This is a genomic window from Streptomyces odonnellii (assembly GCF_000981895.1).
GTDB classification, from domain to species: Bacteria; Actinomycetota; Actinomycetes; order Streptomycetales; family Streptomycetaceae; genus Streptomyces; species Streptomyces odonnellii.
Map to the genome: position 1 here is coordinate 23378 of NZ_LATD01000319.1, position 20898 is coordinate 44275.

Below are 20898 nucleotides of genomic sequence, written 5' to 3' on the forward strand. Positions count from 1 at the left end.
GCGCAGAAGCACATGAGCGAGGCCAGGACCATGGCGTCCGTGCCGGACGACGCAGCCACCGGCGCGGCGATCGTCGCCGACGCGATCCGCAAGCGGTACGGCGACCGCCAGGCCGTCGACGGCGTGTCACTCCAGGTGAACCGAGGGGAGTTCTTCGGACTCCTCGGACCCAACGGCGCGGGCAAGACCACCCTCGTCGAGATCATGGAGGGGCTGCGCCAGGCCGACTCCGGCACCGTCACCGTGCTCGGCCAGTCGCCCTGGCCGCGCAATGTGGCGCTGCTGCCCAGGCTCGGCGTACAGACCCAGTCGTCCGCCTTCTTCGTACGGCAGACCGCGCGCGAGCACCTCCGTACCGTCGCCGCGCTGTACGGAGCCGGACGCGAGGCGGCCGACCGTACCCTCGAATCGGTCGGTCTCACCGGACAGCGCGACGTGATGGTCGAGAACCTCTCCGGCGGCCAGCGCCAGCGCCTGGCCATCGCCTCCGCGCTGGTCCACGGACCCGAGCTGATCTTCCTGGACGAGCCCACCGCGGCCCTGGACCCGCAGGCCCGGCGCGATCTGTGGAAGGTGCTGCGGGACCTCAAGAGCGAGGGCCGCACCATCGTCTACACCACCCATCACCTGGACGAGGCCGAGGCGCTCTGCGACCGGGTCGCGATCCTGGTCGACGGCTCCGTCGTCGCCCTGGACTCCCCGCACCATCTTGTGAGCGCCGCCGCCGCGCCGACCCGGCTGATGATTCCCGCGGAGCGGATGAGCGAGGCGGACGCGGCGGCCATACCCGGCGTCGACCGGGTCACCGTCCAGGGCGGCTCGCTCGTCCTGGAGACCGCCGTCTCCGGCAAGGTGCTCCAGGCGGTCGACGCGCTCATCGGTCTGGACGGTGTCCAGACCCGTACGGCCACGCTGGAGGACGTCTACCTCGAACTCACCGGCGGGGCGGGCACCGAAGGCACGCAGAGCACCCGGAGTGCGCAGGGCAGCGACGCCATGAACAGCACGCACGGAACGAACAGCACGAACAGCACGCACGGCACCGAGGACATGGAGCGGCAGGGATGAGCGCGTACGCGGCACTGACGGGGGCCGGCTTCCGGGCCCAGGTCCGGGACAAGGCCACCCTCTTCTTCACCTTCGCCTTCCCGCTGCTCTTCCTGGTCGTCTTCGGACTGATCTTCCGCGGCCAGGAGGTCGAGGAGACCGGCCGTCCGTACATTTCCTACATTGCGCCCGGCGTGATGTCCTGGGGCGTGGCGAACGCCGCCGTCTTCGGTGTGGCGTTCACCCTGATGCAGTGGCGTCGCGACGATCTGCTGCGGCTGATCCGGATGACCCCCACCAGGCTGCCCGCGGTCCTGGCCTCCCGGTATGTGATCTCCCTGGCGGTGGGCGCCGTCCAGGCGGTGGTGTTCGTCGCGGTGGCGATGCTGCCGCTCTTCGGCCTCGAACTGAACGCCCGCTGGCCGCTCGCGCTGCCCGTGCTGGTACTCGGCATCACCGCGTTCCTCGCGATCGGCGTGGTCATCGGCTCGTACGCGGAGACGCCCGAGGCGGTCGCCGCCATCGCCAACTGCCTGATGGTGCCGATGGCCTTCCTCTCCGGGTCGTTCCTGCCGCTCGACATGATGCCGTCCTGGCTCCAGGCCGTCTCCCGCGTGCTGCCGCTGCGCTATCTCAACGACGCGGTGTCCGCCGCCCTCTCGGGCCGCGGCGGGATCGACGACATCGCGGTGGGCTGCGGAGGACTGGTCGTCTTCACCGTCATCTTCGGCGCGATCGCGCTGCGGACGTTCCGCTGGAGCAACAAGACATGACGCCTCCGACCACGACTTCTGTGAGCGACGGCGGGACGGCCGTGGACCGGGTACCGCTGGAAGCGGCGCGCGAGCTGCTCCAGCGGGCGCTCGCCGAACGGCTCGGCCCGGCCGCCGGTCCCATCGTGGTGCCGCTGGGCGCCGCGGATGTCCTCGGCCACCGGGGCGAGGACCCGTACGCCGACGCGCGGCCCGGCGCCACCGTCCATCTCACCGCGCAGGCCGTGCTGGTGGGCCCCTGGGGCGGTGAGCCGGACACCGCCGCCTGCGGCCAGTGCCTCGCCATGCGCTGGCAGCGGCTGCGTACCCGTACCGAACGGGACGCCCTGGAGACCGGTGCCCGTACCCGCGCGAGCGGACCATGGCCCGCGCTCACCCCGTACGCCGTCGACGCCGTATACGCCCTCTACCGTGCCGCTGTCCTCGCGGACTCCGTACAGCCGCCGGGCACGGAGGCGGCCGACCGGCGCCTCCCCCAGGTCTCGCGTCTCGACCTCACCACACTGGAGATACGGACCTATCCGCTACTGGCTGATCCACTGTGCCAGTTCTGCGGTCCGCGCGGCACCGACAGTCCGGACGAGGCGCGGCTCGGCCTGGCCGGCCGGCCGAAGCCCGCCCCCGACACATACCGGCTGCGGCCGGCCTCCTCGTATCCGATGCCGGCCACGGCACTCGCCAACCCCGTCTCCGGGGTGCTCGGCGCGGGCACCTGGATCAATGTCACCTCGCCCACCACCGCCCCGGTCGCGGGCAGCGTCTTCATGCGCGGATACGCGGGCCTCACCGATGTCACCTGGAGCGGCCAGGCCAACGGCTTCGACGCCAGCCGCGATCTCGCGTATCTGGAAGGCCTGGAGCGCTACGCCGGAACCCACCGGCGCACCGGCACCACCCTGCTCACCGCGTCCTACGACGACCTCGTCTCCGACGGCCGGCCCGCGCTCGACCCGGCCGAGTGCGGCTTCTACTCGCCCGAGACCTACCGCGACGACCCCATGGTCAGCGCCTTCGACCCCGCCCGTGCCATCCCCTGGGTCTGGGGCTACTCACTTCGCGACGAGCGCGCCCTTCTCGTACCGGCCCGGCTCGTCCACTACAGCGCCGGCCTCGCCTCCGACAACTTCGTCTTCGAATGTTCCAACGGCTGCGCGATCGGCGGCTGTCTGGAGGAGGCGGTCCTCGGCGGTCTGCTCGAACTCATCGAACGGGACGCCTTCCTGGTCGCCTGGTACGGCAACACACCGCTCACCGAGATCGACCTGGACTCCATCGGCGACCCCACGGTCCGCACCATGATCGACCGGGCCGCCCTCCAGGGCTACGACGTCCACGCCTTCGACAACCGGATCGATCTCGCGGTCCCGGTGGTCACCGGTCTGGCCGTACGGCGCGACGGCGGCCCCGGCACCTTCTCCTTCGGCGCCGGCGCGAGCCTCGATCCCGCGGCGGCGCTGGAGGGAGCGCTCTCGGAGGTCCTCACCTATATCCCGCACCTGCCCCGGCAGGTCGAGGAGCGCCGCTCCGAACTCGACGCCATGGCCGAGGACTTCGGCAAGGTGCTGCACCTCAAGGACCATGCCCAGCTCTACGGTCTGCCGCGGATGACCGGCCATGTTCGCAGCTATCTGGAGCCGTCCGCCGTCCGGCCGATGGCCGAGGTCTACCGCACGTGGGAGGAGCGGGACCGGCCGCGCACCGGCGATCTGCGCGACGATGTGACGCACTGCCGGGACGAACTCGTCCGCGCCGGGCACGATGTCATCGTCGTCGACCAGACCACACCGGAGCAGCACCGCATCGGCCTGCGCACCGTGGCCACGATCGTCCCCGGCCTGCTTCCGATCGACTTCGGCTGGACGCGGCAGCGGGCGCCGAGGATGCCGCGGCTGCGAACCGCCGCGCACCGGGCCGGACTCCGGACCACCGAGCTGACGGAGCCGGAGATCCGGATGGTGCCGCACCCGTTCCCGTAGGCCCGCCCCCGGGCCGTGAGCCCGGTGCCGCACAAGCCGTACGCGCCCGTACGAGCCCCACAAACCGTACGAGCCGTACGAGCGGCGCGAGCGGTACCGGCCGCACAAAAAAGAAACGGGCGGCACCCGCGCGGGAGTTCGCGGGTGCCGCCCGCTCCTGTGCGGAGCGCCGGAAATCAGGCGCTGCAGGAGGTGGTGCTGGTGGTGGAGGAGCAGGTCGACGTCGAGCTGCAGCTCGTCGAGCCCGCGAGGACGACCTCGCTGGCGTCCGAGTAGTCGGAGATCTCGAAGGTCTCCGACTCGAGCTCCATGATCTCGTCGGCGAGGGAGGCGAGGGTGCTCTTGTCAGCCATGATGTCTCCTTATGGGAGGGCCCGGCCCCCGGGGGTTCCACGGAGGCCCGATCTCTTGACACCCGTATTCCAGCGGACCCCGCTTGCAGAACGGCACGTCTTCCACTGACCACTTGTGTCAGCGGTCTGTACGTGGCGGGCCCGGCCCGTACCGCACCATGGTCCGGTGAGCCCTGTCGCGTACCCCGGAGAGAACGCCCCTGTCCTCGGCGGTCTGGCCGAGGTCCTCCGCCCGGCGATCGCCCTCTATCTGGATCTGCACCGCCACCCCGAACTCTCCGGCGAGGAACGGCGTACCGCCGCCGCGCTGGGCGAGTGGCTGCGCACCGCGGGGTACGAGGTGACGGAGGGCGTCGGCGGCCATGGCGTCGTCGGGGTCCTGCGCAACGGCGACGGGCCGCGCGTGCTGATCCGCGCGGAACTCGACGCGCTGCCGCTGACGGAGCGCACCGGTCTGCCGTACGCCGGCGACGGCCCGGCCGCCCACGCCTGCGGCCACGATCTGCATGTCGCCGCGGCGGCGGGAGCCGCGTCCCTGCTGGCCCGCGCCCGGGAGCACTGGCACGGTACGGTCGTGATCGTCGGCCAGCCCGCCGAGGAGACGCTCACCGGCGCGCGGGCCATGCTGGAGGACGGGCTGTACGAACGCTTCGGGCGGCCGGACGCCGTACTGGCCCAGCACACCGCGCCCCTGCCCGGCGGCATGGTCGCCCACGGGTACGGTCCGATGCTGGCCGGCAGCGTCGGTTTCGAGGCCGTCATCCATGGCCGCGCCGGGCACGCGGGCACTCCGCACCTCGCCGTGGACCCGGTGCTCACGGCCGCGGCGGCCGTGCTGCGGCTCCAGGGCGCGGTCTCGCGAGAGTCGGCGCCGACCGAGCAAGTGGCCCTGAACGTGGGCTCGTTCCACGCGGGCACCGGCAGTAATCTCGTACCCGATCTGGCGACCCTCGGGATCACCGCGCGCGCCCTCTCCGAGCGGGCGCTCGACCGGATGACCGCCTCGGTGGAGCGGATCGTACGGGCGGAGTGCGCCGCGTCCGGCTGCCCCCGTGACCCGGAGATCACTGTCGTGTCCCGCTCCCCGGTCACCCACCCCGACCCGGCGGCCACGGCGGCCGTACGCCGTGCGCATACGGAGCTGTACGGTCCCGAGCGTGTGGCGGCCTGGCCACCGGCCATGGCGACCGAGGACTTCCCGCTCTACGGAGACGCGGGCGCCGCCGTGCACGGGATGACCGGAATCCCCCTCTCCTACTGGATGTTCGGGGTGGTCGGCCCGAAGACCTGGGCCAGGACCCCCGGTTCGGCTGAGGACAAGCTGGCGGCTCAGCCACCGAACCACTCACCCGAATTCGCCCCGGACGTCCGCACCGCGCTGCCCACCGGCATCACGGCGCTGACCTCAGCGGCACTGTCCTGGCTGGGGAGCAGGGGCGGCAGGGCCGGCGCCGGCTCCTCAGCCGCCACAGAAACAGCGCTTCGGTGACCGACATGCGCTCCAGCTCACGCGGGTCCACGCTCTCGTTGTCGGTGTGGACACGGGCCTCCGGTTCGGCCAGACCGATCAGCAGGATCTCGGCGCGCGGGCAGAGTTCCGCCACGGTGTCGCAGAGCGGGACCGGGCCACCGAGACCGGCCACCCGCATCTCCTGCCCGTACGCCTGCCGCATGGCCTCCGCCATCGCGGTGTAGACGGGGCTCGTGGTGTCCGCGCCGAACGGCTGTGTCTCGCCGACGATGTCGCACCGTATGCGGGCACCCCACGGCGCGTGCGACTCCAGATGGGCGGCCAGCAGTCCGGCGGCCGTACCGGTGTCGGTCCCCGGCGGCACATGGAGGCAGAGCAGTGCTCTCGCACTCCCGCCGGAACCCGGCGGCGGGCAGTCGAGTCCCACGACGGTCGCGGCGGGCCGGGCCCAGAGCCGGTCGGCGATCGCGTCCGACCCCAACAGGCGGACGCCGTACAGGACTTCGGCGTCCCTGCGGAACCGTCTGCGCGGATACGGCGCACCGCGCCAGCGCCCCCGGCAGTCGAGGCCGTCGACGACCGTGTTGCCCTCGCGGTCATGGAGGGAGGCGAGGGTACGGAGCAGGGAGGCGAGCGCGTCGGGTGTGTCCGGTGTGTCGGGCAGGTGGGGAGTGTTCAACGTGTCAGGTGTGTGCTGTGCGGCCCTGTAGGGCGCCGAGTAAGCGGCCGGGGTCCGGTCCGGAGTGTGCCCGGGTGGATCCACCGTGACGCGGGCCAGCACCGCACCGCGCACGGACGAGGTCACGGTCGGCAGTCCGGCGCGTACGTTGCCGGTGGCGCCGATGACCACGGCGTCGGCGGCCAGCAGCTCCGGGTGCGCCCGCGCGTACCGCTCCAGTCCGCCCGTACCCCGCTTCTGCGAGCCTGCGACGAGCAGCTTGACGTTCACCGGGAGGTCCCCGCCCGCTCTCAGGGCGCGCAGCGCGAGCAGATGCATGAGGATGCCGCCCTTGCAGTCGGCGGCACCCCGCCCGTACCACCGGCCGTCCGTGCGCCGGGTCAGGGTGAACGGCGGTGTGTTCCAGGCGGATTCGTCCAGTGGCGGCAGGACGTCGTAGTGCGCGCAGAGGAGGACGGTCGGGCTCGCCGGCGGGCCCGGGAGCGAGCCGTACACCGACCGGGAGCCGTCCGGGGTGTCCAGCAGCGCGACATCCTCGAAACCCTCGGCGCGCAGGGTCGCGGCCAGCCAGTCCGCGGCGGCGTCGCAATCGTTCCCGGGGAACCGCACCGGATCGGCCACCGAGCGGAAGGCGACCAGTTCGGCGAGTTCGGCGCGCGCCTGCGGCATCAGACGGGCGACGGAGGCGGCGATGGCACGATGGGCGGCTTCTGTTTCCATGGGCACACTCCTCGCGAACGGCCCGCGCCCACAGGGGAGTTGGGCACGCGGCTCACAACAAGTGAACCGCGCCGGGCGGGTTTGGCACCGGTGGGAACACGGCAGTTTTCATGGTGTTGCGCCGCCTCGGCCGCATACGCACGGCCGTTCGGGGCGAGGATGAACCGCATGTCCGACGCCATGCCCTCGCCAACACCACGGTCACAGCCCCTGCCGCGCCGGATCGCGGACGAGTACGTCGACGCCCTGATCGCCCTGGATCCGGTCACCGGCACGATCCTCGGCGACCGGGGCAGCCACGGCCGGCTGCCCGACTACTCCCCGGAGGGCCGCGAGCGGATCGCGGAGCTGGCCAGGGACACCCTGCGCCGGTTGGCCGCGACCGGCCGACGGACGGCATCTGGCCCGGACTCGGCATCTGGCCCGGACCCGGCGGCCGGCGGTGAAGCCGTGGCCGAGCGCGACTGCGCCCGGCTCCTGCGCGAGCGGCTCACCGCGGAGCTGGCGACGCATGAGACGGGTGAGACGCTCCGCGCGGTCTCCACCATCTACTCGCCCGTCCATCAGATCCGGACGGCCCTCATCCTCACCCCCACCGAGAGCACGGAGGACTGGCGGGCCGTGGCGGGACGGCTGCGTGCCCTTCCCGCCTCCCTGGACGGCTATCGCGCCGCCCTCGCGGAAGGCCTGCGGCGCGGACTGCCCGCCGGGCCGTCGCTGATCAGCACCATGATCCGGCAACTGGACGAGTGGCTCAGCCGGAACGGCGTGTGGTTCAGCCACTTCGTCGCCCCGGCACCGGAGCCGCTGCGCAAGGAACTGGAGGGCGCGGCACGCGAGGCCACCGCGGGGGTCGGGCGGCTGCGTGACTGGCTGAGCGCGGTGTACGCGCCCGGCGTCGAGGGTGCTCCCGACGTGGTCGGCCGGGAGCGGTACGCCGTCTCCGCACGGTACTTCAACGGCACCGACCTCGACCCGGACGAGGCGTACGACTACGGCTGGTCCGAATTCCACCGACTCCTCGCCGAGATGCGGACCGAGGCGGCGAGGATCCTCCCGGACGCCGCCACCCCCTGGACGGTGCTGAAGCATCTCGACACCCATGGCCACGCCGTCGTCGGACATGAGGAGGTGCGCGCCTGGCTCCAGGACCTGATGGCCGGGGCCGTCGACCGGCTGGCCGGTGTGCACTTCGACATCGCGGACCGGGTGCGGCGCGTCGAGTCCTGCCTCGCCCCCGCGGGCAGCAGCCCCGCCCCGTACTACACCGCGCCGTCGCACGACTTCGCCCGACCGGGCCGCACCTGGCTGCCGACGATGGGCAGAACGCGCTTCCCGACGTACGAACTGGTCTCCACCTGGTACCACGAAGGCGTCCCCGGCCACCACCTCCAACTCGCCCAGTGGGCCCATCTGTCGGACCGGCTGTCCCGCTACCAGACAGGCGTCGGGACCGTGAGCGCCAACACCGAGGGATGGGCGCTCTACGCGGAACGGCTCATGGACGAACTGGGTTTCCTCTCCGATCCCGAACACCGGCTCGGCTACCTCGACATGCAGATCATGCGAGCCGCCCGGGTCGTCATCGACCTCGGTATGCATCTGGAGCTGACGATCCCCGCGCACTCGCCGTTCCGCCCGGGCGAGCGCTGGACCCCCGCGCTGGCCCGTGACTTCCTACGGGCACACAGCGGACGCCCCGGCCATTTCATACAGAACGAGGTGATCCGTTACCTGGGTGCGCCCGGCCAGGCCATCGGCTACAAGCTCGGCGAGCGTGCCTGGCTGCGCGGCCGCGAGGCGGCCCGCAGAGCGCACGGCTCCGGCTTCGATCTCAAGCGCTGGCACATGGCCGCGCTCTCCCAGGGCTCGCTGGGCCTGGACGATCTGGAGGCCGGACTCGCGAAGCTGTGACCTGGACACTTCCCAGGACGGTACCGGTTAGGTACCGTACGGTCATGCCATCACTCAACATCAGCTTCACCGAGGACGAACTGGAGGCGGTCAGGGCCGCCGCGGCCGCCGAGGGCAAGTCGCTCAAGCAGTACGTCCATGATCTGCCGCTGCGCGAGCAGCAGCGGATCCAGTTCGTGCGGTACGCCGTCACCTGGGGCGAGCGGCACAGGACCGAGTTCGACGAGGCGTTCGCGAACGAGCTCCCACCCTCCGATCATGGGAACCGGCAGGTGGACGCCGCCTGATGCCCGTGCTCCATATCGATGTGGCCTGGCTCCTGGACGTACAGGAACAAGCCGTTCCGGAGGATGTGTCCGTCGCCGACTACTCGGCCCTGGTCGCCGCCGTCGCCCGGCACAAGACCCGGATCCCACGGCCGGCCACCAGCGAACCCGACGGAGCCTGGCGCGCGGCGGCCCTCTTCCACACGCTGGTACGGCTGGAGCCGCTGCCGTACCGCAACAGCCTGTACGCGTGCCAGGTCGTCGCCGCGTACATGCACGCGTCCGGCGAGGGGATCGATCCGCCGTACGGAGCGCTTGTCGAGCTGGTGCGCGCCGTCCAGTCGGGAAAGGTCAGCGTCTACCAGGCGGCCGAGCACATCCGTGGCTGGCGCATCTGAGATGCCCGGCCGAACCGGCTCCGGTGGCCCTCAGCTCTCCTGAGGCTGCGGCCCGGCCTCGTGCCGAGGCGCCGGGACCGCCGCGGAAGTCTCCCGTCCGGCCCCTTCCGTCCGCTCCAGCAATGTGCCCAGCGCGCTCAGGACAAGCGCGCTCACATCGACGGAGGCCGCCGAAGCCAGCGGCTCCTTGGGGGCCACCACCCGCATCAGCCCGATGCCCAGCAGCCAGGCCAGCGCCAGATCCGCCCGCAGCGCCGCGTCCGGGGCATCCGTCAGCGTACGGAGCGTGTCCGCGTAGTCCTCGCCGAGCCGGCGGCGTACGTCGGACACCGCACCACCACCGCCACCCGACCGGAGGAAGGCCTCCAGAAATCCGTCACGTTCCTCGGCCGGCGCCAGCAGCGCGCCGAGCACCGAGGGGAGCAGCCGCTCCGGCGGGACCTGGGCTAGCTGGTCACGGCCCACCCCCACCATGACCTCTTCGAACAGCCCCTCCTTGGAACCGAAATAGCGGAAGACCAGCGCCTGGTTGACGCCCGCCCGCTGGGCGATGTCGCGCACCGTGGTGCGGTCGAAGCCGCGCTCGGCGAACAGTTCCGCCGCCGCGCGCAGCAGTTCCCGCCTGGTCTCGGCCGCGTCGCGCCGGCGCTCCGCCCCCTGCTGGGCCATGCCGTACCCCCCCGTACTTCCGCGCCCGGCGCCCCGACCGCATCCCGCGCACCGGCCCCGCGCCCGCCGTGCACCGGACACCGTAGTGCCGCACGGACCCGGAATGTGTCCGAAGTGGCGCCGTTGACGAGCCCGGAACCCACTCATACCGTTTGTAATCGAGCGCTTACAACGCCGACGATCGGGGCTCCGCAATGACCCAGTTGCATGAGACATGGGCCGCTCCCGCCGACTACCCCTTCAACCCGCCGGACGGCATCGAGCTGTCCGAGGAGTACGCCCGCGCCCGCGAGCTGCCCGGGCTGGTCCGGGTGCAGCTTCCCTACGGCGAACCGGCCTGGCTGGTCACCCGCTACGCCGACGCCCGGCTCGTCCTGGGCGACCGCCGCTTCAGCCGTGCCGAGGAGGCGCGGCGCGACGGACCGCGCCAGTGGGCCGAACCGCGCACGGGCGGAATCCTCAGCATGGACCCACCGGAACACACCCGGCTGCGCACCCTGGTGGCCAAGGCGTTCACCGGCCACCGGGTGGAGGCGATGCGGCCCGACATCGCCCGGCTCGCCGACGGCCTCGTGGACGGTCTGATCGCGGCGGGACCGCCCGCCGACCTGGTCGAGGACTACGCGCTGCCGATCCCGGTCGCCGTGATCTGCCAGCTCCTGGGCGTGCCGGTGCAGGACCGCCCGCTGTTCCGGGTGTGGAGCGACGCCGCGCTGTCCACCAGCGGGCTGACCCCCGAGGAGTTCGCCCGCAACCGTGAGGAGCTGCGCGCGTACATGGCCGGGCTGGTCGCCCGGCACCGGGAGGAGCCCGCCGACGATCTGATGTCCGCGCTCATCGAGGCCCGGGATGTGGGCGACCGCCTCTCCGAGACGGAACTCATCGACCTCTGCGACGGCATCCTGATCGCCGGGCACGAGACCACGGCCACTCAGATCCCGAACTTCGTGTACGTGCTGCTCGACCACCCCGAGCAGCTCCGGCGGCTGAGCAAGGATCCGGCGCTGATCCCGGGCGCCGTCGAGGAGCTGCTGCGGTTCGTGCCGCTCGGCGCGGGCGCCGCATTCCCGCGCTACGCCACCGAGGACATCGAGGTGGGCGGCACCCTGGTCAGGGCGGGCGAGCCGGTGCTGGTCGCGGTGGGCGCGGCCAACCGGGACGCGATCCGCTTCAGCTCACCCGGAACCCTCGACATCGAACGCGAGGGCAATCAGCACCTGGGTTTCGGCCATGGTGTGCACCACTGCCTCGGTGCCCAGCTGGCCCGGGTGGAACTGCAGGAGGCACTGCGCGCCCTGCTCACCCGGCTGCCCGGACTGCGGCTCGCCGGGGACATCGACTGGAAGCGGCGGATGATCGTGCGCGGGCCGCGCACCATGCCGGTCGGGTGGTGACCGGTGAGCTGGCGGGTGGCGGTGGACGGACAGCGCTGTATCGCTTCGGGCATGTGCGCGGGCGCTGCGCCCGGGATCTTCGCCCTGGACGACGACACGGCCAGGGCGCTGGCCGACCGTATCGAGCCTGACGAGACGGTGCTCGACGTGGCGGACTCCTGCCCGGCGTCGGCGATCACGGTCACCGAGGACGGCAGGGAGATCGGCCCGCGCCCCTGACACCGGGCCGGTGAGTGACCGAGCCACTGAGTGGCCGAGCCACCGGACCACCCACTCGGTCTCCGGATCACTCGGACCACTCAGCCACCGAGCCCGCTGGGCCGCTCGCCCACCGGCCCACGGCTCAGCGGCGCAGTGGCGCACTGGCTCGGCCACCGGGCCATTGGTCCACCGGCCCCGGAGACTCAGCGGCGCAGTGGCCCAGTGGCTCGGCCACTGGACCACTCAGCCGCCCGCCGCATCTCACACCCGCACCAGATGCACCGCCGTGCTCGCCCAGTCCCCGGCCGGCAGTTCCGGTGCGTACCCGTACCCGGTCAGTACCGCCGCCGAGTGCACCGTGCCGGTGCGCGTGTCGCGGTAGCGGGCCGCCGGGTCGAGTCCCGCCAGCCGGAGCGCGGGCCACGCGGCGCCATGGCGCGGCGCCCGCCGCCAGACCAGCAGCAGCGCCTCGCTCCGGTCCTTCGCGGTGTACTGCACCGCCGTCGGCCCGTCGTCCACCGGACCGCGCGGCCGGTGCAGTGTGCCGTGCTGGACGAGATGCCGTACGCGCTTGTACTGCGCCACCAGCTCGGCGCCCTCCGCCAGTTCGTCGTCCGACCACCGGGTGAGATCGCCGCCGACCCCCAGCACCCCGGCCATCGCCACATGGAAGCGGAAGCGCAGCGGCACCGACCGTCCGGTGAGCTGGTTCGGCACATCCGTCACCCACGCGGCCATGGTCCGCGCCGGATAGAGCTGCCCGTATCCGTGCTGGATCAGGACCCGGTCCGCGGCATCCGTGTTGTCCGAGGTCCACGCCTGGTCGGTACGGGACAGAATGCCCAGGTCGACCCGCCCGCCCCCGCCGCTGCACGACTCGATCCGCAGCGCGGGATGGTCCGCGCGCAGCCGGTCGAGAACCCCGTACAGATTGCGGACGTACGCCGTTCCGACGCGGTCCGCGCCGTCCGCCTCCTCCGGCCAGCCCGCCTCGCTCAGCGCGCGGTTCATGTCCCACTTGAGGAAGTCGATGCCATGGGCGCCGACCAGCTCGGTGAGCCGGCCGTACGCCCAGTCCGCGACCTCGCGGCGGGCGAAGTTCAGCACGAGCTGGCTGCGCAGCTCGGTGCGGGTACGGTGCGGGAAGTTCAGGACCCAGTCGGGATGCGCGCGGTAGAGATCGCTGTCCGCATTGACCATCTCGGGCTCCACCCACAGCCCGAACCGCATCCCGAGCCGGTGCACCTCCTCCACCAGCGGCCTGAGCCCGCCGGGGAAGCGGTCGGGGGACGGAGTCCAGTCGCCCAGCCCGGCCCGCTCGCTGCGGCGCGCGCCGAACCAGCCGTCGTCCATGACATACAGCTCCACACCGAGCGCCGCGGCCCGCGCGGCGAGTGCCTTCTGCCCCGCCTCGTCGACATCGAAGCCGGTCGCCTCCCATGAGTTGTAGAGCACAGGCCGGATCTCCTCGGCGTGCGGCAGCACATGCGCGAGGGTGTACGCGTGCCAGGCCCGGCTCGCCGCGCCGAAGCCGCCGTCGGTGTAGAGCCCGGCGTACGCCGGCGTGGTGAACTCCTCACCGGGCCCGAGCGGCAGCACCGTACCGTCCAGACCGGCGCCCCCGGTGAAGCCCGCCCTGCCGTCCGGGGTGCGCTGCACGGTGACGCGCCAACTGCCGCTCCAGGCAAGGGCCGCGCTCCACACCTCCCCGTGTTCCTCGGTCGCGTCGCCTGGGTCCACCATCACCCAGGGATTGGCGTGATGGCTGGTGATTCCGCGTCTGCTGGTGAGGACGGTCTCGCCGAACGGCAGCCGCTCCCTGCGCAGTTGGGTCTCGGCCGACCACTGTCCCGTGACATGGCTCAGCCGGTAGTCCTCCCTGGCCGGCAGCGTCCACGCGGCGGAGTCGGCACGCGGCAGCGCGACGGGAGCGTCGCCGGTGTTGCGCAGCACGGTCCAGCGTTCGATCACATCGCTGTCGTCGTGGACCCGGTAGTGGAGGCCGATCTCCAAGGGGTAGTGCCGGTCCCTGAACTCCAGTACCAGTTCGGCGGATCCGTGTGCGGGAGGCTCCTCGGTACTGTGCCCGACAGGGAGCCATTCGACGGCCCGGGTGCCGTCGGCGAACCGTACCTGGAGCGACGGCGGACCGAACCGGGCCCCGCCGTCGACCGGCAGTTCCTCACCGACGGGCGGACGCCCCTCGAAGCTGCTGGCCGCCGGGGCCGGGGGAGTGGCCAGTTCCCGTGCCTCGTCGAGCGTCAGCCGTGGCCCCCACGCGAGATGACAGGGCGCTCCCGTCTCGTCGATCCGCAGCGCGTACGAGGTGCGCGGAGTGGACAGCAGCCAGACCCCGGAGTCCGGGGCGAAGGAGATCACAGGCATGGATCCTCACGTTCGAGTAGCACCACGAGAGCCGTGCGCAGCCAATCGTCCCTTCGATCACCTGTCAATACCCAGGACGAATCTCGTATTTGCATGATCATGTTGCTTCGGGTTGGCACTTCGAAAGGAGCTTGCTTCTTTCATTGACAGCGGAAAAGAACCCACCTACGTTTCGGCCATGCGCTCGACGCCTCGCACCGAGGCGGTTCCGGTACCGACACCGGCCGCCTCCCTCGTCTTCACCACCGTGCTGTCCCACGGCCCGCTCACCCGGACCGGGATAGCGCGGCGGACAGCACTCTCCTCGGCCGCGGTCACCAAGGCGGTACGCCCGCTGATGGAAGCCGGCTATCTGGTCGAGGGTGTCGACGAGGAGTCACGGCCCGCCCTCGGACGGCCCGCCAACCCGCTGCGGGTGGACGGCGGCAGGGCCCTGTTCATCGGGGTCAAGGTGACCGGCGACGAGATCATCGCGGTCCTCGCCGACCTCTGCTGCCGTATCCGGGTCGCCCGGCATCTCCCGCTCACCGCCCGCGATCCCGGCGCCGTACTCGCCTCGATCACCGGACTCGTACAGGAACTCCTCACCGAGGCCGACGGGTTCGGCGTGGAGGTACGGGGAGTGGGCCTCGCGGTCTCCGGCGATGTGGACCGCGGCGCCGGGGTGGTGCGCTACTCGCCGTTCCTGGACTGGCGGGACGTACCGCTCGCCGAACTCGCCGGTACGGTCACGGGGCTGCCGGTCACGGTCGACAACGACGTACGGGCGCTGACCGTCGCCGAGCAGTGGTTCGGCGCCGGGGCCGGAATCTCCGACTTCGCACTGGTGACCGTGGGCGCGGGCATCGGCTGCGGGCTCGTGGTGCACGGACGGGTGGTCTCCGGCGCGCACGGCGTGGCCGGCGAGATCGGCCATCTCTCCATCGACCCGCTGGGCCCGCCGTGCCACTGCGGCAACACCGGCTGTGTGGAGGCGATCGCCGGGGACGCGGCCATCATCCGCCGGGTCAGGGAGGTCACCGGCCTGCCGGTCACCGGCTCGGACCAGGCCCTGGACCTCGCCCACCGGGGCGACCCCGGAGCCAGGGAGGTGTACGCCCGGGCCGGCGAGGCCATCGGACGGGCCATCGGGGCCGTCGTCAATGTGCTGGGACCGCAACGGGTGATCATCTCCGGCGAGGGACTCGCCGCGTACGACCTCTTCGCCGAGCACATCCGCGACGCGTTCACCGCGTCCGCCTTCGGGACCGCCGCACAGTGCGACGTGATGACACGTCCGCTGCCCTTCGAGGAGTGGGCGCGCGGGGCCGCGGCCACCGCCATCCAGTCCTTCATCGGAACAGACACGCAATAGGAGTAGCGATGACGCTGAGCCGCACCCCCTCGCCCGCCAGTGGGCCCGGCCGCCGCGGTGTGGTCCGCGGCGCGCTGGGCATCGGCGCCGCGGCGCTTGCCGCGCCCGTGCTGACCGCCTGCGGCGGCGGACCCTCGGCCGACCCGAAGACGGTGACCTTCGGATCCAACGGGGCCGACGCCACCCCCAAGTCCGCCTACGCGGCCGTCACCAGCGCCTTCACCAAGGAGAGCGGGCTGACGGTCAAGACGAACACCGTCGACCACGACACCTTCCAGAAGAGCATCTCCACCTATCTCCAGGGCACGCCGGACGATGTCTTCACCTGGTTCGCGGGCTACCGCATGCAGTACTTCGCCAAGAAGGGCCTCGCCCACCCCGTCGACGACGTGTGGGAGAAGATAGGCGCCGGCTTCAGCGACGCCGCCAAGCAGCTCTCCCGCGGACTGGACGGCAAGTACTACTTCGTACCGCTCTACAACTATCCGTGGGCCGTCTTCTACCGCAAGAGCCTGTTCCAGGAGCGCGGTTACGAGGAGCCCCGCACCTGGAGCGAGTTCACCGCGCTCGCCAAACGGATGAAGAAGGACGGCCTCTCGCCCATCGCGTCCGGCTACGGCGGCGGCGACAGCTGGTCCATCCTCGGCGCCTTCGACTATCTGAATCTCCGCGCCAACGGCTACGACTTCCACATGTCGCTGATGCGCGGCGAGGTCGCCTGGACCGACCCCCGTACGGTCAGGACGCTCGACCTCTGGCGCGAACTGAGCCCCTACTACCAGCAGGGCGCGGGCGGCCGCTCCTGGCAGGACGCAGCCCAGTCACTCCTCGACAAGAAGTCCGGCATGGCGGTCATCGGGCTCTTCCTCGGCCAGCAGATCACCGACGAGAAGCTGCGCGAAGACATCGACTTCTTCGCCTTTCCCGAGATCGACCCGTCCTTCGGGCAGGACACCGTCGAGGCGCCGACCGACGGCTTCATGCTCAGCCGCCGGCCCAAGAACCTCGATGCGGCCAACCGGCTGCTGGAGTTCCTCGGCAGCGCGAAGGCCGAGAATCTCTACATGGGCGTCGACCCGAGCAATGTCGCCGTCAACTCGCAGGCGGACACCGGCTCGTACAACGCCCTCCAGAAGAAGTCCGCTGAACTCATCGCCGAAGCCAAGCACATCACCCAGTTCGGCGACCGCGACAGCGACCCGGGCTTCATCTCCACCGTCGTCCTGCCGGGACTCACCCAGTGGCTGGGCCACCCCGACGACGGCTCGGCCCTGCTCAAGACGATCGAGTCGCAGCGCTCGCGCTTCTTCACGGCCTGACCAGGACCCGGAAGGTTCCACATGTCCTCCGTGCGCCCCGCGCCGCCCTCCCCGGCGTCCTCCGCCCCACCGCGTGCCCGGCCCAGGCCGCGCCGGCTCGGCCCCGGCGACCGAGTCTTCCTCGCGGTCCTCATCGGGATCCCGCTCATCGCCCTGCTGGTCTTCGTCTGGCTGCCGGCCCTGGCCTCCGTCGGGCTGTCCTTCACGAGCTGGGACGGCATCGCCCTCTCCGACATCCACTGGACCGGACTGGGCAACTACCAGGAGATCTTCACCAATTACCCGCCGTTCTGGCCCGCGGTGCGGCACAACGTCGTCTGGCTGCTGTTCACGGCCCTGCTGCCCACCCCCTTCGGGATCTTCCTGGCGTACCAGCTCGACCGCAAGATCCGCTTCACCCGGATCTACCAGACCGCGATCTTCCTGCCCATGGTGCTCTCCCTGGCCGTGGTCGGCTTCATCTGGGAGATCATCTACAACCCCGACAACGGACTGCTCAACGGCGTTCTGAACGGAGTGGCACCCGGCCATCACATCGACTGGCTGGGCGATCCCGACCTCAATCTGTGGGCCGTGCTCGTCGCCTCCGCCTGGCGGCACACCGGCTACATCATGATCCTCTATCTGGCCGGGCTGAAGGGCTTCGACCCCGCGCTCAAGGAAGCCGCCGCGCTCGACGGCGCCAACGGCCGCCAGACCTTCCTGCGCGTCGTCTTCCCCGCGCTCAAACCCGTCAACATCATCATCCTCGTCGTCACCGTCATGGAGTCGCTGCGGGCCTTCGACATCGTGTACGTGCTCGGCGGGGGCGTCGGCAGCAAGCCGGGCATGGAACTGCTCTCCCTCCTGATCACCGACAACATCATCGGCGAGTCCAGCCACATCGGTTACGGCTCCGCCCTCGCGGTCGTCCTGCTCCTCGTCTCCCTGGCCGCCATCGGGACCTTCCTCTTCCAGAACTTCCGCAAGGAGGACCAGTGACCGCGACCGCCACACCGCCGGCCGCCGGCTCACGGTCCCGCCGCACCCCGCCCCGGGACACCGGACCCTCCCGCCCCAGGAGCCAGGCCGGCCGGCATCTGCTCCTCGGCGGGATCGCCCTGCTCTGGCTCGTCCCGCTGCTCTGGGCCGTCTACACCTCGCTGCGGCCGTACGAGGACACCAGCAGGCACGGCTATCTCTCCTGGCCGCGCGGGCTGAGCCTGGAGAACTTCTCGGACGCCTGGAACCAGTCCGGGATGCCGCACTTCTTCTGGAACTCCGTCCTGATCACCATCCCCGCGGTGCTCGGCACCCTGCTGTTCTCCGCCGCGGTGGCCTTCTTCGTCACCCGCTTCGACTTCCGGTGGAACATCGTCCTGCTGATGCTCTTCACGGCGGGCAACCTGCTGCCGGCCCAGGTGCTCATCACCCCGCTGTACCGGCTCTATCTGCTGATCCCGCTGCCTTGGTGGATGAGCGACTCGCTGCTGCTCTACAACTCGGTGTGGGGCATCATCGTGATCCACATCGCCTACCAGTGCGGCTTCTGCACCTTCGTCCTCAGCAACTACATGCGGACGATCCCCAAGGAGATCACCGAAGCGGCACTGGTCGACGGCGCCCCCGTCTGGCGCCAGTTCTTCCAGATCGTGCTGCCGCTCTGCCGCCCCGCGTTCGCGGCGCTGGCCACCCTGGAATCCATCTGGATCTACAACGACTTCTTCTGGTCGCTCGCGCTGATCGAGACCGGCGACAAGCGTCCGATCACCTCCGCGCTGGCCAACCTCCAGGGCCAGTACTTCACCAATCCCAATCTCATCGCGGCCGGAGCACTGATGACCGCGATCCCCACGCTGATCGTGTACTTCGCGCTCCAGCGCCAGTTCATCAGCGGGCTGACCATCGGCTCCGGCAAGGGCTGATCCGCACCGGGCGACGAGCCGCCGCTTCCGCCCGCAACCCCCGTGCAGGCGCGCCGGGTTCCGGCCCGCCCCGCTCCGCCATGCCCCGCATTCCCCGACAACAGGAGGTCCCGGCCCATGCGGTCACCCTCGTACTCCCTCAGAGCGCTGCTCGTCCTCGCGCTCACGGCAGGTCTGACCACGGCCGTCCCCGCGGCGGTGGCGGCCACTCCCACGCCCACAACTGCTCCCGCGGCCAAGTCCAGCGCCCCTGCCCAGAAGCCGTACATGGGCTGGACGAGCTGGAGCATGCAGTCCTCGAAGTACCCCGGGCTCAACCCCGACGGCGACTACAGCTACCTCACCGAGAAGAACGTCCTCAAGCAGGCCGGCGCCCTCGCCTCCAAGCTCAAGAAGTACGGCTACGAATACGTCAACATCGACGCCGGCTGGTGGCGCGACATGGCGTGGAAGCCCGAGTTCGACGCGTACGCCCGGCAGACCCCCGACCCCGGCCGCTTCCCGCGCGGAATGAAGCCCGTCGCCGACGACATCCATGCCAAGGGCCTCAAGGCGGGCATCTACCTCCCGGTCGGCCTGGAGAAGGAGGCGTACGGTGGGGGTACGGTGCCCATCTGGAACGCCGAGGGCTGTACGACCGCGGACATCGTCTACGGCGACCTGCGCACCACCAACGGCTGGGACAGCGCCTACAAGCTCGACTTCTCCCGCCCCTGCGCGCAGAAGTACATCGACTCGCAGGCGCAGATGTTCGCGGACTGGGGGTACGACTTCCTCAAGCTCGACGGCGTCGGGCCGGGCTCCTTCAAGAGCGGCGACAACTACAACAACGTCGCCGACGTCGCCGCGTGGCAGCAGGCGATCGCCAGGGCCGGACGCCCCATCCACCTCGAACTCTCCTGGTCGCTGGACATCGGCCATGTCGCCGACTGGAAGAAGTACTCCAACGGCTGGCGGATCGACACGGACGTCGAGTGCTACTGCAACACCCTGGTCTCGTGGGAGAACTCGGTCGACGACCGGTTCGACGACGCGCCCAAGTGGAGCCGGTTCGCGGCCCCCGGCGGCTGGAACGACCTCGATGCCATCGATGTCGGCAACGGCGAGATGGACGGCCTGACCAAGGCCGAGCGGCAGAGCTACATGACCCTGTGGGCCATCGCCAAGTCGCCCCTCTACACCGGTGACGATCTCACCCGCCTCGACGACTACGGCGTCTCGCTGCTGACCAACAAGGACGTCATCGCGATCAACCAGGGCAGCACCCCGCCCGCGCGGCCCGTCACCGCCACCGGCGACCAGCAGGTCTGGAGCGCGAAGAACGCCGACGGCAGCTACACCGTCGCCCTGTTCAACCTTGCCGACGCCTCCGCGGCCGTGACCGCCGACTGGCAGTCCCTGGGATTCACGGGCCGGGCCGCGGTCCGCGACGTCTGGAACAAGCAGGACCTCGGTACGTTCAAGGAGAAGGTGACCCAGGCCCTGCCGGCCCACGGCTCGCGTCTGTTCACCGTCACCCCGCGGGGAACCGCGTTCGAGAAGACGGCCTACGAGGCCGAGTCCCCGGCCAACACGCTCAGCGGCAACGCCTCGGCCGCCGACTGCGGCGCGTGCTCGGGCGAGCGCAAGGTCGGCAATCTTTACCAGGGCGGAAAGCTCCAGTTCAACGATGTGGTGGCGACGAAGGCCGGCCACTACATGATCGAGGTGTCCTACATCAGCGGTGACGCGCGCCCGGCGAAGATCTCCAGCAACGGGAACGGCGCCATCGGGCTGAAATTCCCCGCCACCGCCGACTGGGGGACCGTCGAGACCGTCACGGTCCCGGTGACGCTCAAGGCGGGCAAGAACACGATCACCTTCGACAGCGGTGAGGATTACGCGCCGGACATCGACCGGATCGCCGTACCGCAGCTCTGAGCCGTACGCGAGCTTCGACCCGTACAGGAGCTTTGAGCCGCGCCGCACCCTGAGCCACCTCCCGCATCGAGCCGCGCCCGCCCGCTGCGAGCCGTACACCGCTCCGAACACCGGTGCGGGGCCCTGAAGCCACAGGCCCCGCACCGGCCCCCTCC

At 70.8% G+C, this 20898-nt stretch carries 18 protein-coding genes; 14 read left to right on the forward strand and 4 right to left on the reverse strand.

Features of this window, described 5'->3' with window-relative positions:
- Window positions 1–12 precede the first annotated feature (12 nt).
- From WH07_RS27400 to WH07_RS27410, 3 genes are read left to right on the forward strand one after another with little or no spacing between them, the layout of a single operon-like run.
- Window positions 13–1068: an ABC transporter ATP-binding protein gene (locus tag WH07_RS27400; RefSeq protein ID WP_079023603.1), complete on the forward strand. Its 1056-nt coding sequence runs from the start codon at window positions 13–15 to the stop codon at window positions 1066–1068.
- Window positions 1065–1820, forward strand: a complete 756-nt coding sequence (locus WH07_RS27405) for an ABC transporter permease (RefSeq protein WP_046505528.1) — start codon at window positions 1065–1067, stop codon at window positions 1818–1820. The genes WH07_RS27400 and WH07_RS27405 overlap by 4 nt, the downstream gene beginning before the upstream one ends.
- Window positions 1817–3796: a TOMM precursor leader peptide-binding protein gene (locus WH07_RS27410; RefSeq protein ID WP_079023604.1), complete on the forward strand. Its 1980-nt coding sequence runs from the start codon at window positions 1817–1819 to the stop codon at window positions 3794–3796. The genes WH07_RS27405 and WH07_RS27410 overlap by 4 nt, the downstream gene beginning before the upstream one ends.
- A gap of 176 nt (window positions 3797–3972) precedes the next feature.
- Here the strand turns inward: WH07_RS27410 and WH07_RS27415 are convergent, their stop codons facing one another.
- Window positions 3973–4149: a thiazolylpeptide-type bacteriocin gene (locus tag WH07_RS27415; protein ID WP_046505532.1), complete on the reverse strand. Its 177-nt coding sequence runs from the start codon at window positions 4147–4149 to the stop codon at window positions 3973–3975.
- A 166-nt stretch (window positions 4150–4315) separates the two neighbouring features.
- Here WH07_RS27415 and WH07_RS27420 point away from each other — a divergent pair, with 166 nt between their 5' ends.
- On the forward strand, window positions 4316–5638 hold the full coding sequence (locus WH07_RS27420; protein WP_046505535.1) for an amidohydrolase: 1323 nt from the start codon (window positions 4316–4318) through the stop codon (window positions 5636–5638).
- Here the strand turns inward: WH07_RS27420 and WH07_RS27425 are convergent.
- Entirely contained in the window at window positions 5541–7019 is a 1479-nt protein-coding gene (locus WH07_RS27425; RefSeq protein WP_046505537.1) for a M20/M25/M40 family metallo-hydrolase, read from the reverse strand. The two genes, WH07_RS27420 and WH07_RS27425, sit on opposite strands and share 98 nt — an antisense overlap.
- A 168-nt stretch (window positions 7020–7187) precedes the next feature.
- Between WH07_RS27425 and WH07_RS27430 the strand changes: the two genes are divergently transcribed.
- The 3 genes from WH07_RS27430 to WH07_RS27440 are packed head-to-tail and all read left to right on the forward strand — an operon-like array spanning window position 7188 to window position 9597.
- Window positions 7188–8933 carry a DUF885 domain-containing protein gene (locus WH07_RS27430; RefSeq protein ID WP_046505541.1) on the forward strand — a complete coding sequence of 582 codons (1746 nt, stop codon included), beginning with the start codon at window positions 7188–7190 and terminating at the stop codon, window positions 8931–8933.
- Between the two features lie 44 nt (window positions 8934–8977).
- Window positions 8978–9220 (forward strand): hypothetical protein, encoded by a 243-nt coding sequence (locus tag WH07_RS27435; protein WP_046505544.1) that lies wholly within the window; start codon window positions 8978–8980, stop codon window positions 9218–9220.
- The gene (locus tag WH07_RS27440; protein ID WP_046505547.1) at window positions 9220–9597 is read left to right on the forward strand and encodes a hypothetical protein; all 378 of its coding nucleotides are present in this window, start codon (window positions 9220–9222) and stop codon (window positions 9595–9597) included. The genes WH07_RS27435 and WH07_RS27440 overlap by 1 nt, the downstream gene beginning before the upstream one ends.
- A 30-nt stretch (window positions 9598–9627) precedes the next feature.
- Here WH07_RS27440 and WH07_RS27445 read toward each other — a convergent pair whose 3' ends face one another.
- Entirely contained in the window at window positions 9628–10266 is a 639-nt protein-coding gene (locus WH07_RS27445) for a TetR/AcrR family transcriptional regulator (protein WP_063775842.1), read from the reverse strand.
- 194 nt (window positions 10267–10460) lie between these two features.
- Here WH07_RS27445 and WH07_RS27450 point away from each other — a divergent pair, with 194 nt between their 5' ends.
- Window positions 10461–11660 (forward strand): cytochrome P450, encoded by a 1200-nt coding sequence (locus WH07_RS27450; protein ID WP_046505549.1) that lies wholly within the window; start codon window positions 10461–10463, stop codon window positions 11658–11660.
- A gap of 3 nt (window positions 11661–11663) precedes the next feature.
- Complete coding sequence (locus WH07_RS27455) at window positions 11664–11879, forward strand: ferredoxin (protein WP_079023605.1); 216 nt, start codon at window positions 11664–11666, stop codon at window positions 11877–11879.
- A gap of 243 nt (window positions 11880–12122) precedes the next feature.
- On the opposite strand, the gene WH07_RS27460 is transcribed toward WH07_RS27455, so the two are convergent.
- The gene (locus WH07_RS27460) at window positions 12123–14246 is read right to left on the reverse strand and encodes an alpha-galactosidase (protein ID WP_046505554.1); all 2124 of its coding nucleotides are present in this window, start codon (window positions 14244–14246) and stop codon (window positions 12123–12125) included.
- 178 nt (window positions 14247–14424) lie between these two features.
- Here WH07_RS27460 and WH07_RS27465 point away from each other — a divergent pair, with 178 nt between their 5' ends.
- From WH07_RS27465 to WH07_RS27485, 5 genes are all read left to right on the forward strand, one after another.
- Window positions 14425–15600 (forward strand): ROK family transcriptional regulator, encoded by a 1176-nt coding sequence (locus WH07_RS27465; RefSeq protein ID WP_046505557.1) that lies wholly within the window; start codon window positions 14425–14427, stop codon window positions 15598–15600.
- 8 nt (window positions 15601–15608) lie between these two features.
- Window positions 15609–16919 carry an ABC transporter substrate-binding protein gene (locus WH07_RS27470; RefSeq protein ID WP_046505560.1) on the forward strand — a complete coding sequence of 437 codons (1311 nt, stop codon included), beginning with the start codon at window positions 15609–15611 and terminating at the stop codon, window positions 16917–16919.
- A gap of 21 nt (window positions 16920–16940) precedes the next feature.
- The gene (locus WH07_RS27475; protein ID WP_046505562.1) at window positions 16941–17900 is read left to right on the forward strand and encodes a carbohydrate ABC transporter permease; all 960 of its coding nucleotides are present in this window, start codon (window positions 16941–16943) and stop codon (window positions 17898–17900) included.
- A complete protein-coding gene (locus WH07_RS27480; RefSeq protein WP_046505564.1) occupies window positions 17897–18823 on the forward strand; it encodes a carbohydrate ABC transporter permease in 927 nt (308 codons plus the stop codon). The genes WH07_RS27475 and WH07_RS27480 overlap by 4 nt, the downstream gene beginning before the upstream one ends.
- Before the next feature lie 117 nt (window positions 18824–18940).
- A complete protein-coding gene (locus WH07_RS27485; RefSeq protein WP_046505567.1) occupies window positions 18941–20743 on the forward strand; it encodes an alpha-galactosidase D in 1803 nt (600 codons plus the stop codon).
- The last annotated feature ends 155 nt before the right edge of the window (window positions 20744–20898 follow it).